The sequence below is a fragment of the Cupriavidus sp. C2SS-8b genome (genome assembly GCF_057073745.1).
Genome location: NZ_CP172718.1, coordinates 429,911 through 444,202 on the forward strand (window position 1 = coordinate 429,911; position 14,292 = coordinate 444,202).

The 14,292-nt window shown below is 59.0% G+C and carries 14 protein-coding genes and 2 pseudogenes; 5 read left to right on the top strand and 11 right to left on the bottom strand.

Features of this window, described 5'->3' with window-relative positions; translation table 11 throughout:
• Positions 1-23 precede the first annotated feature (23 nt).
• On the top strand, positions 24-1,256 hold the full coding sequence (locus tag ACIGJB_RS31630) for a tyrosine-type recombinase/integrase (RefSeq protein WP_483734853.1): 1,233 nt from the start codon (positions 24-26) through the stop codon (positions 1,254-1,256).
• On the top strand, positions 1,253-1,912 hold the full coding sequence (locus tag ACIGJB_RS31635) for a hypothetical protein (RefSeq protein WP_483734854.1): 660 nt from the start codon (positions 1,253-1,255) through the stop codon (positions 1,910-1,912). Before ACIGJB_RS31630 ends, ACIGJB_RS31635 begins: the two co-directional genes overlap by 4 nt.
• Here the strand turns inward: ACIGJB_RS31635 and ACIGJB_RS31640 are convergent.
• Positions 1,899-2,102 (bottom strand): annotated as a pseudogene (locus tag ACIGJB_RS31640) (integrase); the annotation flags it as partial. The gene ACIGJB_RS31635 and the pseudogene ACIGJB_RS31640 overlap by 14 nt on opposite strands.
• A 168-nt stretch (positions 2,103-2,270) precedes the next feature.
• Here ACIGJB_RS31640 and ACIGJB_RS31645 point away from each other — a divergent pair.
• The 3 genes and pseudogenes from ACIGJB_RS31645 to ACIGJB_RS31655 all read left to right on the top strand — a co-directional run.
• Positions 2,271-3,509 carry a site-specific integrase gene (locus ACIGJB_RS31645; RefSeq protein WP_483734855.1) on the top strand — a complete coding sequence of 413 codons (1,239 nt, stop codon included), beginning with the start codon at positions 2,271-2,273 and terminating at the stop codon, positions 3,507-3,509.
• Positions 3,506-4,450, top strand: a complete 945-nt coding sequence (locus ACIGJB_RS31650) for a tyrosine-type recombinase/integrase (protein WP_483734856.1) — start codon at positions 3,506-3,508, stop codon at positions 4,448-4,450. The genes ACIGJB_RS31645 and ACIGJB_RS31650 overlap by 4 nt, the downstream gene beginning before the upstream one ends.
• Positions 4,447-5,013, top strand: a pseudogene (locus ACIGJB_RS31655) (tyrosine-type recombinase/integrase); the annotation flags it as partial. The gene ACIGJB_RS31650 and the pseudogene ACIGJB_RS31655, both read left to right, overlap by 4 nt.
• Positions 5,014-5,118: 105 nt before the next feature.
• On the opposite strand, the gene ACIGJB_RS31660 reads toward ACIGJB_RS31655, so the two are convergent.
• From ACIGJB_RS31660 to ACIGJB_RS31705, 10 genes are all read right to left on the bottom strand, one after another.
• Positions 5,119-6,135 carry a tyrosine-type recombinase/integrase gene (locus ACIGJB_RS31660; protein ID WP_483734857.1) on the bottom strand — a complete coding sequence of 339 codons (1,017 nt, stop codon included), beginning with the start codon at positions 6,133-6,135 and terminating at the stop codon, positions 5,119-5,121.
• Complete coding sequence (locus ACIGJB_RS31665) at positions 6,128-7,075, bottom strand: tyrosine-type recombinase/integrase (RefSeq protein ID WP_483734858.1); 948 nt, start codon at positions 7,073-7,075, stop codon at positions 6,128-6,130. The genes ACIGJB_RS31660 and ACIGJB_RS31665 overlap by 8 nt, the downstream gene beginning before the upstream one ends.
• Complete coding sequence (locus ACIGJB_RS31670) at positions 7,072-8,331, bottom strand: site-specific integrase (RefSeq protein ID WP_483734859.1); 1,260 nt, start codon at positions 8,329-8,331, stop codon at positions 7,072-7,074. Before ACIGJB_RS31670 ends, ACIGJB_RS31665 begins: the two co-directional genes overlap by 4 nt.
• Before the next feature lie 24 nt (positions 8,332-8,355).
• Positions 8,356-9,060: a tyrosine-type recombinase/integrase gene (locus ACIGJB_RS31675; protein ID WP_483734860.1), complete on the bottom strand. Its 705-nt coding sequence runs from the start codon at positions 9,058-9,060 to the stop codon at positions 8,356-8,358.
• The gene (locus tag ACIGJB_RS31680; protein ID WP_483734861.1) at positions 9,057-9,698 is read right to left on the bottom strand and encodes a tyrosine-type recombinase/integrase; all 642 of its coding nucleotides are present in this window, start codon (positions 9,696-9,698) and stop codon (positions 9,057-9,059) included. Before ACIGJB_RS31680 ends, ACIGJB_RS31675 begins: the two co-directional genes overlap by 4 nt.
• Positions 9,602-11,200, bottom strand: coding sequence for an IS66 family transposase (gene tnpC, locus ACIGJB_RS31685; protein WP_483733013.1), 1,599 nt, complete (start codon positions 11,198-11,200; stop codon positions 9,602-9,604). Before tnpC ends, ACIGJB_RS31680 begins: the two co-directional genes overlap by 97 nt.
• A 70-nt stretch (positions 11,201-11,270) precedes the next feature.
• Entirely contained in the window at positions 11,271-11,609 is a 339-nt protein-coding gene (tnpB, locus tag ACIGJB_RS31690) for an IS66 family insertion sequence element accessory protein TnpB (RefSeq protein ID WP_058698242.1), read from the bottom strand.
• Positions 11,606-12,010, bottom strand: a complete 405-nt coding sequence (gene tnpA / locus ACIGJB_RS31695) for an IS66-like element accessory protein TnpA (RefSeq protein ID WP_483733012.1) — start codon at positions 12,008-12,010, stop codon at positions 11,606-11,608. Before tnpA ends, tnpB begins: the two co-directional genes overlap by 4 nt.
• Before the next feature lie 73 nt (positions 12,011-12,083).
• Positions 12,084-12,548 carry a hypothetical protein gene (locus ACIGJB_RS31700; protein WP_483734862.1) on the bottom strand — a complete coding sequence of 155 codons (465 nt, stop codon included), beginning with the start codon at positions 12,546-12,548 and terminating at the stop codon, positions 12,084-12,086.
• Positions 12,545-13,795 (bottom strand): tyrosine-type recombinase/integrase, encoded by a 1,251-nt coding sequence (locus tag ACIGJB_RS31705; protein ID WP_483734863.1) that lies wholly within the window; start codon positions 13,793-13,795, stop codon positions 12,545-12,547. Before ACIGJB_RS31705 ends, ACIGJB_RS31700 begins: the two co-directional genes overlap by 4 nt.
• Positions 13,796-14,292 lie beyond the last annotated feature (497 nt).

The window sequence follows — 14,292 nt, forward strand, 5'->3', positions numbered from 1 at the left end:
CTGTCCCACTTCAGGAGCCATTCATGGATACCCTTCCTTCGCTTCACGCTGCACCGGCTTCGTGGCTGCGCGACAGCGTTCTCGCTCCGTACATTGGTGGCTATTGCCAGTACCTCGTCAGGCGAGGCTACGCCGATCACACCGTAAGAATGTACCTGTATTGTGTCGCACACTTCGCCCGCTGGATACGACGCCGTCGGATTGCCGCGTGCGACCTTACAGACGATGTAGTTCGGCGGTTCATCACTGAACACCTCCCGCGCTGTACCTGCCCACCGCCAGTGCGAAGGCACGGGCGCACGGTCCGTGCGGCACTGCGGCATCTGCTCATCGCACTGGATGAAGCCGGGCTGCTGCGTAAGAGCCAGGTTTTCACCGCGATTGATGATGAACTTCGCCGCTTTGATGATTACATGAACCGCGCACGCGGACTGGCGCGAAGCACGCGAATGCAACGTCTCAGCATCCTACGATCCTTCCTGCAACAGAGCCACGGTGCTGGCTCTCCTACCCAGGGCGAACTGCGCCGGTTCATCGGCAGACAGCTTCGGCGACTGTGTCCGGGCAGCGCACAGGTTGTTGCGGGCACGCTGCGCGCGTATCTCCGCTATCGAGCAACATTGGGGGACGCGGTGGCGCACTTGCTGCCGGTCATCGCATCGCCCGCGAACAGACGCTTGGCGGTATTACCGCAGACGCTGTCGCAGCAGGAGGTTTTGCAGCTGCTTGACGCCTTTCCACAAGGGTTGCCATCCAGGCATCGCGCTTACGCCATGGTCCGGTGCCTCGTCGATCTGGGCCTGCGAGCCGGCGAAGTTGTCACCATCGATCTGGACGACATCGACTGGGAAGCGGGAACCCTTCGCATCGCCAAGAATAAGTCGCGTCGAGTAGACGTGCTGCCGTTGCCCCAGACCACGGGCCAGGCCATCGCAACCTATCTACAAGTGGAGCGACCTCCGACGGCGAGCAGGCGAGTCTTTGTTCGCCATGTCGCGCCGGTTGATGCCCCGATCGGTCCGGAGGTGCTACGCAAGATTGTGCGCGAGGCATATCGGCGCGGCGGACTTCCCTATACGAGGGTGCACATATTGCGCCATACGCTGGCGAGTCGGATGCTCGCCAGCGGAAGCACCCTCAAGGAAGTCGCCGACGTGCTGCGTCATCGTGAGCTCGACACGTCAATGATTTACACCAAGGTCGACATGGTTCACCTATCGGCCGTTGCATTGCCCTGGCCGGGAGGTGTGAGATGAGCACTACCAACAACACTGTACAGCTTGCTGTCGAACGATATCTGAATCAGCGCAGACGACTTGGCTTCGAACTAAGTTTCACCGGCCAGCAACTGATGCGTTTCGCCCGGTACGCGGATGCCCGTGGGCATCGAGGGCCGCTGACACTCAAACTGCAACTCGACTGGGCGCGCGAGCATGTCAAGCGCACCGGACTTGTGACCTGGGCTCGCAGGTTGGAAGTCGTTCGACCTTTCGCGGCATACTACCGTCAGTTCCAGCCGGACACCGAGATCCCTGACTTACACACCTTCGGGCCAGGCCATCGGCGCTTAGCGCCGCACATTTACACCAGGCAGGAAGTGTGCGATTTGCTCGAGCAGGCAGGTCGACTGCCCCCGTTGGACGGACTACGACCCGCGACCTACCGGACGCTGTTCGGCCTTATCGCCACCGTCGGCCTTCGGCTCTCAGAAGCATTGAACCTTCGTGATGGGGACGTCGATTTGCGACGTGCTTGTTTGACCGTGCGTCACACCAAGTTTAACAACTATGCCGCATTCACGGCAATGCCGATCAAGCTGGGATCGGATCACGATGATGCTTGTAAAAAGCCCAGCAGGAGGTCATCCCCAGGTCGCCGGATCGGCATAGTTTTGATGGCTAAAGACACTTGAGAAACGTCGCGAGCTTACTGTCAGGCCGGTATCGTACGGGCTTGCCATCATGTGGTTCGACATTAGCGAGAATTTTTTCCTTCAGCTCCAGACTGGCATCCAGGTACATCTGGGTTGTCTGGAGGGATTCATGGCCCAACCACAGGGCAATGTTAAATGGATCCACGCCGGCTTGCAGTAATTCCATGGCCGCCGTATGCCTTCTATATCGTGGACGATATAGGAGGCACTATATGCCCTTCCCGACTATGTCTTGTAATCGAAAGATAGCCCTATTTCATGGGCAAACGGATGCACGGAGATAGAGATAGTCTTGACTCCTTCCTTCAGCCCCAGAGCATCCGGGAAGGAGTCCATCATGAGATACACCATCCATGACCGTGTCGTTCTCGCACACGCACCAGAAGGTCCGCTCGCGTCCCATATCGTCGCCTTTGCGAACTCGATCGCTGTGCAGGGATACAGTACGCAGTCACTGAAGTACCACGTTAGGCTCGTTGCAGGTTTTAGCCGCTGGCTTGGCCGAAACGGAATTGACTTGCATAACGTCTGTCCTGATCACAGTGCGCAATACTTACGTTATCGTGCGCGGCACGTGCGACCGGGTCCGGGAGACCGTGCTGCGCTCAGGCATCTCATTGATTTTCTCGATCGTGAGAGGCTGATTTCGGCGCAGAGAATGCCTGCGCGTCGGCTGACCCCTATTGAGTCCTGTACACAGGCTTACGTTGAGTATCTGCACGAGGCGCGCGCCCTGTCCAAAGCAACGATCGTCAATTACGTGCCGTTCATAAGGGAGTTTCTCGAAGATTGCTTTGGTGACGGGCGCATCAGGCTTTCGCGTTTGCGTGCCGGCGATGTCGTGAACTTTGTGCAATGTCAGGCACTGCGTCTGCATCTGAAGCGCGCGAAGCTCATGACTACAGCGCTGCGATCCTTCCTACGTTACGCGTGCTATCGGGGCGACATGACGCTCGATCTGGCCGCCGCTGTTCCCGTCGTGGCCAACTGGTCGATGCAGTCAATCCCTCGCGGGATTCCACCAGAGCAGATACAGCAACTGCTGGTCAGTATCAATCGACGGACTGCCGTTGGTCGTCGTGATTACGCCATCATCCTGCTGCTCGCGCGCCTGGGACTGCGTTCTGGGGAAGTGGCATTTCTCGAGCTCGACGATATTGACTGGAACACAGGAGTTTTAAGCGTGCGCGGCAAGAGTGGCCAGCGTAACGGGCTGCCTTTGCCCGCCGATGTTGGAAAGGCGATTGCAGCATACCTTCGAGACGGGCGACCGCAGAGCACCAGTCGCCGTGTGTTTTTGCGTGCAAAGGCGCCTGTTATCGGCTTTCGTGGTGCGAGTGGCGTGGGCTCCATCGTTCGGCACTCGCTCCAGCGCGCCGGCATCGACGCCCCAACCACGGGGGCGCACCAGTTTCGCCATGGACTGGCCTGCCAGATGCTCAGTCACGGCGCGTCACTCAGTGAGATTGGTGAGTTGTTGGGACATCATCATCCGCAGACCACGAAGATCTACACGAAGGTCGACATCAAGGCATTGCGTACCCTGGCCGTACCGTGGCCGGGAGGTGTGCGATGAACACGCTGCGGCAGGCCGTTCAGGAGTATCTGGACCTCAGGCGGAGCTTGGGCTTCAAGCTTAAAGATGCCGGCAAGGCATTGCCTGATTTCGTCGCGTTTATGGAGAGGCACCGCGCTTCCTTCATCACCCAGGCATTGGCTCTTATGTGGGCCCAGCAACCTTCCAACGTCCAACCCGCGCACTGGGCGCGACGACTCAGTATCGTGCGCGAGTTTGCACGTCATCGTAGTGCGACCGACCCACGCACACAGATTCCTGCACCGGGTCTGCTGCCGTTTTCGCCGAAGCGGGCCCGACCATACCTATACTCGAGCAATGAGATTCGCAGACTACTCCATGCTGCGCTTCAGATACCCTGCCGCTACGCGCGCGACGAACTGCAACCATGGACCTATTACTGCCTGTTTGGCTTGCTGAGCGTTTCGGGCATGCGTCTGGGCGAAGCGCGCAATCTTGAGCTTCAGGACATCGATCTGACGGCGGCAATATTGACGATTCGCGGCGCCAAACTTGGCAAGTCGCGGTTCGTTCCAATGCATGCGTCGACCTGCAAAGTGCTCGCGGACTATATTGCACGACGCAAACGTCATTGGGCGGGGCGACCCGTGTCCTCCTACTTGTTCGTGTCTAACCAGGGCAATCGTCTGGATAGTGGAGAGATTCATCGACACTTCTATGCATTGTCCCGGCAGATCGGTCTGCGTGGCGCAGCCGACAGTCACGGCCCACGTCTGCATGACATGAGGCACGTATTTGCGACGAATACGCTTTTACGCTGGTACCGTTCCGGACAGGACCCCGAGCGCCGCCTGCCCATCCTGTCAGCTTACCTCGGTCACGTCCACATCGCGGATACGCAGTGGTATCTGAACGCCTCGCCGGAGCTGATGCGCGAGGCGATGCGCCGGCTGGAACAGCGCTGGGAGATTCAACCATGACTACTACCGCCAGTCTCGCTCCGTTGCTGGAGCGTTTTTTTACGCAACGCCTGATGCAGCAGCGCCAGGCGAGTCCCCACACGATCAGTTCCTATCGCGACACCTTTCGTCAATTCCTGAAGTTCGCGCAGCAACGTCTGCACCGGCAGCCTTCACGCATGAATTTCGAGGAAATCAATGCCCCTTTGATCGTTGCATTTCTCGATGACCTGGAGCAGCGTCAGGGCGTGAGCGTTCGCAGTCGAAATCTTCGCCTCACGGCAATTCATTCCTTCTTTCGTTACGCGGCGCTCGAGACGCCGGCTCATTCCGCTCAGATCCAGCGGGTGCTTGCTATCCCCAGCAAGCGCTTTACCCGCACCCTGGTGCAATTCCTGACTCGCCAGGAAGTCGATGCCCTGCTTGCCGCACCGGACCAGCGTACCTGGGCCGGCCGACGCGATCACGCCTTTTTGCTGGTCGCCGTGCAAACTGGCCTTCGCCTGTCCGAGATGACCGGACTCAAACGCGATGACCTTGTTCTCGGAACCGGTGCTCACGTGCGGGTGATTGGCAAGGGTAGGAATTATGGCGATGTCGCGATTATGTGCAGCTCCACGTCACGAACACCCGTTCGCCGTGCCGCGATTGGCCATGCAGTGAGGCCGTGGCGTGGATTCTGCGGATAATTACAGGCTTTCAAGGAACTGCATCAGGCGGTCGGGCGGTCGATACCGCGAGATTCTGCTGTGAGGTGGCTGCAAAGTATTGAGCGCGCGCTCCTTCATCGCGAGGTTGGCCTCGACGTACATGTGAGTTGTGGCCGGGCTTTCGTGTCCAAGCCGCAGGGCGATGACGCTCAGGTCAACTCCCGATTGCAGCAGATGAGTGCCGGTCGAGTGCCGGATGACATGCGGCGAAACGGGATGGCTTGATAGCTGAGGGCATTGCCTGGTGGCTGTCTGCACGGCGAGTTTGAGCCGATCCGTCACGTTGGAGCGCGTCATCGGATTTCCTGATCGATTGGGAAACAGCGTCTGGTCAGGCGATGCTCCAATCCGCTGCAGCCAGCTTCTGATTTGTCTCGCAGTTGAGCGCCACAAAGGCACCGTGCGCTGCTTTCGACCTTTGCCGTGGATATGTGCACAGGGTGCTTTACCCAGCACGACGTCTCCCACGCGCAAGTGGATCAGTTCGGAAACGCGTGCGCCAGTATTGTATAGAGTTGCAAGCAGTACCCGATCCCGCTGGCCGCACCAGGTGTCGGGGTCGGGAGCGGCGAGTAGTGCCTCGATCTCGTCACGAGAGAGGTGACCGACGAGTCGTCGGTCAAATCGCTTCATCGGGATCGCCAAAGTGCTTTGGATAATAGCCAGCGCAGAAATATCCTTGAGTGCCGCGTACTTCAGAAATGAACGGATGGCAACAAGCCGCGCATTGCGGGTGCGCGCGCAATTATGTCGATCGTCCTGCAGATGGCGAAGGAAGGCCAGCACCAGATCCACAGTGATGTCCGTTAAGGCCATGTCGACAGGTAACTTATGGAGACGCGCCTGGGTGAACTGAAGGAAGAGTCGAAATGTATCCCGATAACTGGCTATCGTCTGCGGACTGGCTGCCCGCTGTTGCATCAGGCGCTCAACAAAGAATTCCTGTAGCAGCGCTGCGAAGTTCGGTGGCGAAGAACGAGGGTGCTGTTTAGACATGACGGACTCCTTGCGTAAACTGCTCGAAGCGCTGGGCTGCAATCGCCATCAGCTCCGGGATGCCTGTCAGATACCAGTAGGTGTCGGTCACCTTGGCGTGCCCTACGTAAGTCGATAGCATGACCATTGCGTTGTCGACATCCACCCCTTGCTGGTACCAGAGCAACACCCTTCGACAGATAAAAGCGTGCCTCAGATCGTGGATGCGTGGAGCCGGATGATCGCCACGGGCGACCCATCCCAGCTGGGAGCGCAAGGATCCGAATACATATTCAACCGTGTTGATCTTCATACTCCTTCCGTGCACAATGAAGAAGTGATCGCTTAGCGTAGCGGGCCAATCGTGATCGCGTAGCTTTACGTAGCGCTCAAGTTCTCGCACGACGGTTGGATGAAGAGGAACGACGCGCGATTTACGATATTTCGTGTCCCTAATCATTAAAAAACCGTGATCAAGATCGACATCTGCGCGTCTTAGATTAAGAGCCTCGGAAATCCGCAGTCCGGCGGCTGCAATTAGCCCAAACAAGGTTGAGTAGGTGACAGGGCGCAGTTTCTCCTTCGAGGGCATGGCAGCGGCGGCGGCGAGTAGTTCCCGGATCTCCTCCTCGGTATAGATGTGTGGTGTCAGACGACGATGACACCGACCGAACAGGTCACGTGCAGGGACCTCGGTGGCGGGGTCAAATTGTTGGAGATACCTAGCAAACGGGCGAACGATCTCGATCCGGCGGCCCCAGGTAATGGGCGCTTGAAGTGGTCCGGACCGTGCCCAGGACACTGCCAGATTTACGGTCAACGGCCCCTGATGACCGGTACGGTCGGAGAAGCGGGCAAAGTCAAGGAGCCGGCGTCCCGAGCACCGCAGGTCGAAACCGAGACGACGTCTTGACGCAAGGTAGTCCTCGGCGAGCGATACCATCTTGGCTGTACGCTTCATGATGCTCTCCCCGGCCAGGGCAGCGCGACGCGGGCGAGGCTACTGATATCGATCGTGGTGTAAATCGCGGTAGTATCCAGACAGCGGTGTCGAAGGATATCTGCTATCTCCTTCATGGGAACTCCTGCCTGAACCAACCGGCTTCCTACGCTATGTCGCAGAACATGGGTTCCCCGCCGACGCGGATCATTGCCGCATCGTGCATGAGCAGCACGGACAGTATTGCGAACGACGCTCGAACCGACGGGTTCAATGAGTGGCGCGCGATGCCGCAGAAATACCGCCCGGCTATCAGAGACCGGGCGGCCGTCAGTCAGGTATTGAGCAATTGCGCGGCCTGTCCGGGGCGGTAATGGAAGCACATCTGTTCGCCGCGCCTTGCCTGCTTGTAACCGCAACGTTCCGTCGTGCCAGTTCAGATCGTCCAGCTGTAGCGAAGCCACTTCGCCGGCGCGTAGTCCCAGGTCGACCATACACCGGGCCATCGCGTAGTCTCGGCGGCCGATCGCGGATTTGCGATCGAATGCGTTGAGAAACCGTTCCAGTTCCGCCTCAGATAGCGTGTCTGGTAACGATTCGAACCGCCACTGGGCGATTTGCGGAATCCCGGCAATAAGGCTCAGGACGCGATCACCGTGCATACCCCGGAAACGCAAGTAGCTCCGTAGTGCAATCCCAAGGACTTTGCCGGTGCTTGGCTTGCATCCTTCGAGGTGACTCACGACAAATCGATGAACATGTTCCGGCTTGACCTGCGCCATATTGATTCTCGATGCACCGAACCGTTCTGACAGAAATGTCCGTACGATGCGCGTGCGCAACCTCCTCGTCGATGCGGCCAGCCCGCAGACCTGGTCAAGGTGTGCGTCAAATTCCCTGATCTCCCCCTGTATCCAACGGGGCGTGATATCGGGCCGACTGGATATGTCCGCCCTCTGGCGCAGCACGACAAGCAGATGCTTCAAGGCCTGCCTAACATGGTTCTTGGATCGTGGTGTGCGCAATGGGCAGTCGCACTGAGGCAGGTGTTCATCCAGAAAGTAGCGTATCAACGCTTCATCAATCTGACTGAGTTTGGCGCGTCGCTTGCGCAGCCAATACGCAAAGTGCGCGACGCAGCACGAATACTTACGGATGCTCCACGACGAATATCCCCGCTCAATCAAATACGTCAAATACGCTTGATAGCTGGGTTCGAGCACGCCATCTCTCAACCATGCCCGGGTCCGCTGCAGTAATACGACATCGTTGTCCATGATGTCTCTCCTCAAAAAACCGAACTACCTCCTGAGGAAAGCACTTTTATTATGCGCAGTCCACTGGGACCAAAAAACCTGCCTGCAGCCAGCAACGGCTGTTTGAGGTGTGGCGCTGCGCATAATCGCGACATCGCCATAATTATCGCCTTTGCCCTGCAGCCTGACAAATGTATTGTGACGGTTGCCGTGCGATTGAAGTTGCAGGTCCCCCACTTTGAGCTGGGCGGCCTCAGCAGAACGAGCTCCGGTGTTGTAGAGGAACAGCAGCAACGCATGATCGCGAGTGCCCTGAGCCGTTCTGGTGTCCGCCGTTGCCAGAAGAGCATCCATCTCGGCCTTCTCAAGGTAAGGAATCTGTGGCCGTGCAAATTTCCTGAACGGAATCGAGAGGGTGAGTCCCGACCATTGCAGGTGCTCAGGGCCGTACTCACCCACGAAACGAGCAAAGGTATGTAGTGCGGCGAGGCGTTGATTAGTCGTCCTCGGACCTATGTGCCTTCCGTTCGTCGTCAGCGGCAAGAACTGTTTGATCAGATCGCGACTGATGTCGTCGACATTCAAGAGGTCGGGACGCTTGCCCAGTTCGTTCGCTGCGTAGCGAATCAGCCTCGCCAGCGTGTCGCGATAGCTGAGTTGGGTACTTCTTGCCATGTTCCTCGCAGTGACGACGTATTCTGTCAGAAAGCGCTTAACCCACGGTGCCAAGAGATTAGGGTCGGTCTTCATGGTAATTCCTCCGGTGCGGCATACCGCTCAAAGCGGATCGACGCTTCAATCAGCAGTTCGGGTATCAACGGCAGATATACCTGAGTTGCGGCGATGCTTGCATGGCCAAGGTACGTCGATAGAAGAGGCAGGAGCCTCTGAACATCGGCTCCTTGCCTGTACCATGTGGTCAGTCGATGAACGGCGAAAGTGGCCCGAAAGTCGTGCAGTCGAGGCTGATAACGAGCGTCATCGTCGCGCCGGATGCCGGCCTTTAACCTGAGCCTGGCAAACGCTCGTCTAATGCCGCTCGAACTGGGCGGACGACGATCCCGACGGACCAGGAATGGTGTGGCAGGATCTGCGTCGAGTGAATTGTGAAAAATCTCGACATGGTAGCGCAGAATCTGGGCGAGATGCGCCCCCAGTGGGACAAGCCTCGTCTTATAAAACTTCGCTTCTCGGATTGTTATCACGTCCTGTTGGAGATCGACGTCAGCAAGGTAAGCGTCTCGCCGTCCCACCTTGCCGGTTGGGAGCGGTTGTGAGAGAGCAGACGCGCTCAGCGTGCGGGACGCCAGTTGTGGGGAAGCAGCTCGTCGATGCGGCTGTTCAGATGGGTGGGCAGGCGGGTCAGCACATCGGTGATGTAGGCCCATGGATCGTGCCCTTGCAGCCTGGCTGATTGCACCAGGCTCATCACGACCGCGGCGCGCTGACCGGCCAGTTCGCTGCCAGCGAACAACCACGAGCGCCTTCCTAGGGCCCAGGGGCGGATCAGATTTTCTAGGCTGTTGTTGTCCACACTGACCTCTCCATCGAGGAGGTGGTGCGTCAGCGTCGGCCAGTTCTTGAGGCTGTAGTCGAGCGCCTTGGCTGTGATGCTGCCGTCAGGCACACGTGACCGCTCCAGTTGCAGCCAGGCATGCAGTTGCTCCCACAGCGGCTTGGCGTCGCTGTGCCTCCTGGCCTGACGTTGCTCGCTGCTCAGCGTGGCGAGCTCGCGCTCAAGACGGTAGATCTGCGCGATGCGACGCAGCGCCTCTGGGGCGACCGTGCTGTTGCCCTGGTTCCGCAGCAGTTCGTCGTACCGACGTCGGGCATGAGCAAGACATCCCGCCGCTACGCGACCGGGGCTGGCTTGCAACACGCTGTCATAGGCAGCGTATTCGTCGCGCACCAAGGTACCTTGCCAACATCGCTCGTTGCGGTCTTCGCTGGCACCTCCCAGGAAGGCAATCGGGTACTGCGCGCCTCGGCCAATACAGAAGTCGTAGATCACGCCAGGCAGTGGATCGAAGGCGCCGCGCGAGTAGGCCCAGACGTACGCTCGCTTGGTCTTGCCGGCTCCCGGGTCAAGCAATGCCACCGGCGTCTCGTCGGCGTGCAGCACCCTTGCTGCAAGTACGAAGCGCTTGTGCGCTTCATAGAGCGGTTCGAGCGCCGCACCAGCACGTCCGGACCAGGCAGCCAGTGTTGAGCGCGGCGTGTGTACGCCCGAACGGGCGTTGATCGTCTCCTGCCGGTAGTAAGGCAGATGGTCGACGAAGCGGCTGATCAGCGTGTGCGCCACCAGCCCGGCTGCAGGCAGCCCACCGTCGATGATCTGGGGTTCGACGGGTTCCTGTACCAGGCGTTGGCAGCAGCGGCAGGCCCACTTGCCATAGATGTGGCGGTGCACGAAGAACTCCGCCGGCACGATATCCAGCTTCTCGCTGACGTCCTCACCCACGCGTACCATGGTCCGTCCACAGCCCGGTGTTGGGCAGTGAGTATCCTCGGGTTCGTGGTGATGCTCGACTCGGCGCAGGTGGGCCGGCAGTGGCTGGCGACGGGGCTTGCGCGTGGACCTGGTGTTGTCTTCAACAGAGGGCTCGCCCTTGGCCTGCTGTAACTGCGCTTGCAGACTGGCCTCGTCCTCGGCCAAGGACTCCTCGAACAGCCGGCGCTGCTCAGCGCTCATCGCCTCGGTCTTGGCCCCGAACTTCCAGGCCTTGAGTCGCGCCAGCTCGAAGGTGATCTTCTCGATCTTGACGTCCTTGAGCTTGATCTCGCGTTCCTGCTGCTGAATGTGTGCGAGCATCTGCTGCGCCAATGCCAGCACGTCCTCGGGCGCGAGGTCCTGAAGGCCTTGGTCTTGTAGTTGGCGCAGGTTCAGCATGGAACCATCGTGCCAGCCACCGGGCACTACCACCATCCGGATTTATGCTGTCAACGCGCCGTGATCATCCTCATATCCGCGTAATGGCGCGCAGGTCCTCCAGGCGCTGCCAAGGTAGGCCGAGGACCAGGGCGTCGAACTGCGCCTGCGTCAGTTGTGCGCCGGTGGCGCCGGCCTGTACCGCAGGCCAGACAAATCGTCCCTGGTTGAGGCGGCGAGCGGCGCACCACACGCCAAAGCCGTCATGTATCAATAGCTTGACGCGGGTGTGGCGGGCGTTCGCAAACAGGTAGGCGTGATGAGACTGGGCTGCGCCGAAGACCTGTACCACGCGCGCCAGCAGCCGCTCGGTGCCGGCACGCATGTCGATGGGCTCGACGGCCAACCACAGCGCGTCGATGCGGATCATCGCAGCCAGTCCCGAAGCAGTTGGGCACATTGCTGTGCCGCTGACAGAGGCCAGTGCACAACCAGCGTGCCGCCTGGGCGCTGGATCTCGATGCGGATGGCGTCGGGAGCTGCCGGAGCTGGCGTCTCGCATGGGACCGCCTCGGCCGGCTGCATGGTTGGTGTCAAAGGCTGAACATGCAGTGGAATAAACGCACGGCTCTCGCGCTGCGTTGCCCGCATCTGGCGTTCACGTTCCTCTCTGACCCATCTGTGCACCATGTTCGGGTGCAGCCCATGGCTGAGCGCCACGCCGGCCACCGATGCCCCAGGCTGGCGAGCTTGCTCCAGTACCGTCGCCTTGAACTCGGCGCCGTACTCTCTGCGGCGCGGCCGCTCGATAGTTGTCGACACTCGATCCATCGTCCCCACGATCCTCCATCGTGGGGACGATGCAGGATCCCGTGGATCGATTCAAGGCGGAAGAACTGGACGCTTACTCAGCAAGGTGCAGTTGCAGCGCTTCACTCAGCCGCAACCCGGTCCCGTATAGAAGTAACACGAGCGTTCGAAGCGTGCGCGGTTCGATCATGGACGTTGTACGCAGGCCATCAATCGCTTCGATCAGTCTGCCGACATCGGTTTCCGAATATACATACGGAGAGAAGCTCTGATGAACCCGTGGCGTAGTGACGGGAAGCGGAATCTTGTGTACCAGACCGCGGGCAGCCGCAAAGCGAAAGAAAACGCGCAAAGCTGAGTACTTGCGATGCCAATATTGATTAAGTGGCCGGTTCCCGTCGAGAAAAGCTCGGACTTCCTGTGGCGAGATTGAATCAAGATCACGCTCGCTGCCCACGAACTTAACGAATAACCGTAGGACCCCGCCAACACTTGCGCCGCTGCAACCGCTGGCCTGGACAAGCTGCATATATATAGTCAGTGCGTCGACGAGTTTCATAGGAACCTCCCGAGATCGATGTCGGCTACCTGACGCAGGCCAGCAAGGTCAACCTTGGCATAAAGCGCCGTAGTTGCGGGGTTGCCATGACCGAGGTAATCGCCTATCTCCTTCATGGTCAGTCCACGTGAAAGCAGGCGGGCCGCACAAGCATGTCTCAATACGTGCGGCCCGTTGTGTTTGATCCCGAGATTCATCGGCCGTAACCGACGGTTGACGACCTGCCATAGGGCGCTGCTGCTGACGGGCTGATACGGAGCACGCAATTGGAGGAATACCTCGCGACGATCCGTCTTCGGCCGAATCCAGCGGAGATATCCGGCGATGGCATTTGCGACGCTTCCCGTCAGTGGATAAAGGTCGACATGTTCGCTCTGTTTGGAACGGTGGACACGAAGGACCTCATGCTGCCAGTCGAGATCCTCAATACGCAACCTCCGAACTTCCGCCACGCGCAGCCCATACAATGCGAATAGCAGCACAATGGCACGATCGCGTACTGCGCCGGGCTGATCGCCTTGTAGCATCTCGAGTAGCCTGCCGACTGCCTCCCAAGAGGGCCCTGCAGGCAGGGTCTCTCCTTGATAGGTCCGAGCAGGCCGAATCACTGCCGCCAAATCGGGGCTACACTGCCCGTGCTCCTGCAAATAGTGAAGAAAGCTGCGCAGGTTGTACGCGTAGGTCCGCAAGGATGCTCGTGTCAAACCATCGCGCCGCCCCTTGATGGCAAGGACAAGATCAATGGTCTTCCAATCAAGTGCGGCGAGATCGCATCGTTGCGCGGCAACCAGTCGAAGAAACTCGGCGGCACGACAACAACGTGTATAAATGGTCACCGATGAAAGGTTGCGCTCGTCACGCATGAAACTCGCATACGCCTCGATCTGCATCGCGCCAGGCTGATCGACGGAAGGTGTTCGCAGCCGTCCGAGAAACCGGAGCCAGTTCGTCGCCGTGGATACAAATAGCGTTCTGCTCGCCTGGCCATCAGTCCTGGTCGGGCAAGCCGGTCGGCGCCCAATCCATCGATTCGCAGCAGCGTCGATCTGACCTGGCGTGACAGAAATCGGAAGCGTCCAGTGAAAACTTGCACCGACGCAAAGCATGTAGTCGGCGTATCGAACCAAGGTCTTACGCGCTGCCCCAGTGTTCTGGAGATACTCCAGATAGCGAATACGCTCCTGATATAGCGGGGCCGAGGTGTGGTGCGTGACAGCGGCCTCTCGCTTGAATAGTCGATCGAACATGAGTCGCTCCTCCTTCTGAAGTCGACAGGAGATTCATCATGCTCTCTCGATTCTCTCAATGCTTCTGTGGTCTCCCAACTGCGCCACCTGAGGCACAGCACGGTTCCCACGAGCCAGGGCCACAGAAGTCGCGACACCACACAAGGCAGAGGGTTTTTTGGTTAGCGGTCGCGGCCGCGTGCAAATGAATAGCACCTGGGGACAGCAGCCCGCGACCGGTAACTAAAAAACCGTTTGTGCTAAACCGCTCCACGGGCGGTGGCGTCTATGGGCATTGAATGGTCGCCGCAATGATCCGGCGGGGTCCACGGGGGTAAGCCAACCACGGGGACTGCGGTGAAGTGACAGTAGCGATCGTGCGGTGCTGGTGCAAGCGTCGATATGGCGAGATGAATTAGGCAGCTTCCGGATCATTGGCACGCGGCAAGTACTGGATGGCGCAAGGCCGGACGCGTTGCCAGCAGCAATGAATGGAAACGTGGTCGCGGGTAATGCCA

What these genes read in the sequence shown, in the direction of transcription:
- ACIGJB_RS31680 (WP_483734861.1), bottom strand. Translation starts at nt 9,698, where the DNA reads ATGGGCCTACATCACCGATGTGCTGACCCGCCTGCCCACCCATCTGAA.
- ACIGJB_RS31645 (WP_483734855.1), top strand. Translation starts at nt 2,271, where the DNA reads ATGAGATACACCATCCATGACCGTGTCGTTCTCGCACACGCACCAGAA.
- ACIGJB_RS31670 (WP_483734859.1), bottom strand. Translation starts at nt 8,331, where the DNA reads ATGGACAACGATGTCGTATTACTGCAGCGGACCCGGGCATGGTTGAGA.
- ACIGJB_RS31700 (WP_483734862.1), bottom strand. Translation starts at nt 12,548, where the DNA reads ATGAAACTCGTCGACGCACTGACTATATATATGCAGCTTGTCCAGGCC.
- ACIGJB_RS31705 (WP_483734863.1), bottom strand. Translation starts at nt 13,795, where the DNA reads ATGTTCGATCGACTATTCAAGCGAGAGGCCGCTGTCACGCACCACACC.
- ACIGJB_RS31635 (WP_483734854.1), top strand. Translation starts at nt 1,253, where the DNA reads ATGAGCACTACCAACAACACTGTACAGCTTGCTGTCGAACGATATCTG.
- tnpB (WP_058698242.1), bottom strand. Translation starts at nt 11,609, where the DNA reads ATGATCCGCATCGACGCGCTGTGGTTGGCCGTCGAGCCCATCGACATG.
- tnpA (WP_483733012.1), bottom strand. Translation starts at nt 12,010, where the DNA reads ATGGATCGAGTGTCGACAACTATCGAGCGGCCGCGCCGCAGAGAGTAC.
- tnpC (WP_483733013.1), bottom strand. Translation starts at nt 11,200, where the DNA reads ATGCTGAACCTGCGCCAACTACAAGACCAAGGCCTTCAGGACCTCGCG.
- ACIGJB_RS31675 (WP_483734860.1), bottom strand. Translation starts at nt 9,060, where the DNA reads ATGAAGACCGACCCTAATCTCTTGGCACCGTGGGTTAAGCGCTTTCTG.
- ACIGJB_RS31650 (WP_483734856.1), top strand. Translation starts at nt 3,506, where the DNA reads ATGAACACGCTGCGGCAGGCCGTTCAGGAGTATCTGGACCTCAGGCGG.
- ACIGJB_RS31660 (WP_483734857.1), bottom strand. Translation starts at nt 6,135, where the DNA reads ATGTCTAAACAGCACCCTCGTTCTTCGCCACCGAACTTCGCAGCGCTG.
- ACIGJB_RS31630 (WP_483734853.1), top strand. Translation starts at nt 24, where the DNA reads ATGGATACCCTTCCTTCGCTTCACGCTGCACCGGCTTCGTGGCTGCGC.
- ACIGJB_RS31665 (WP_483734858.1), bottom strand. Translation starts at nt 7,075, where the DNA reads ATGAAGCGTACAGCCAAGATGGTATCGCTCGCCGAGGACTACCTTGCG.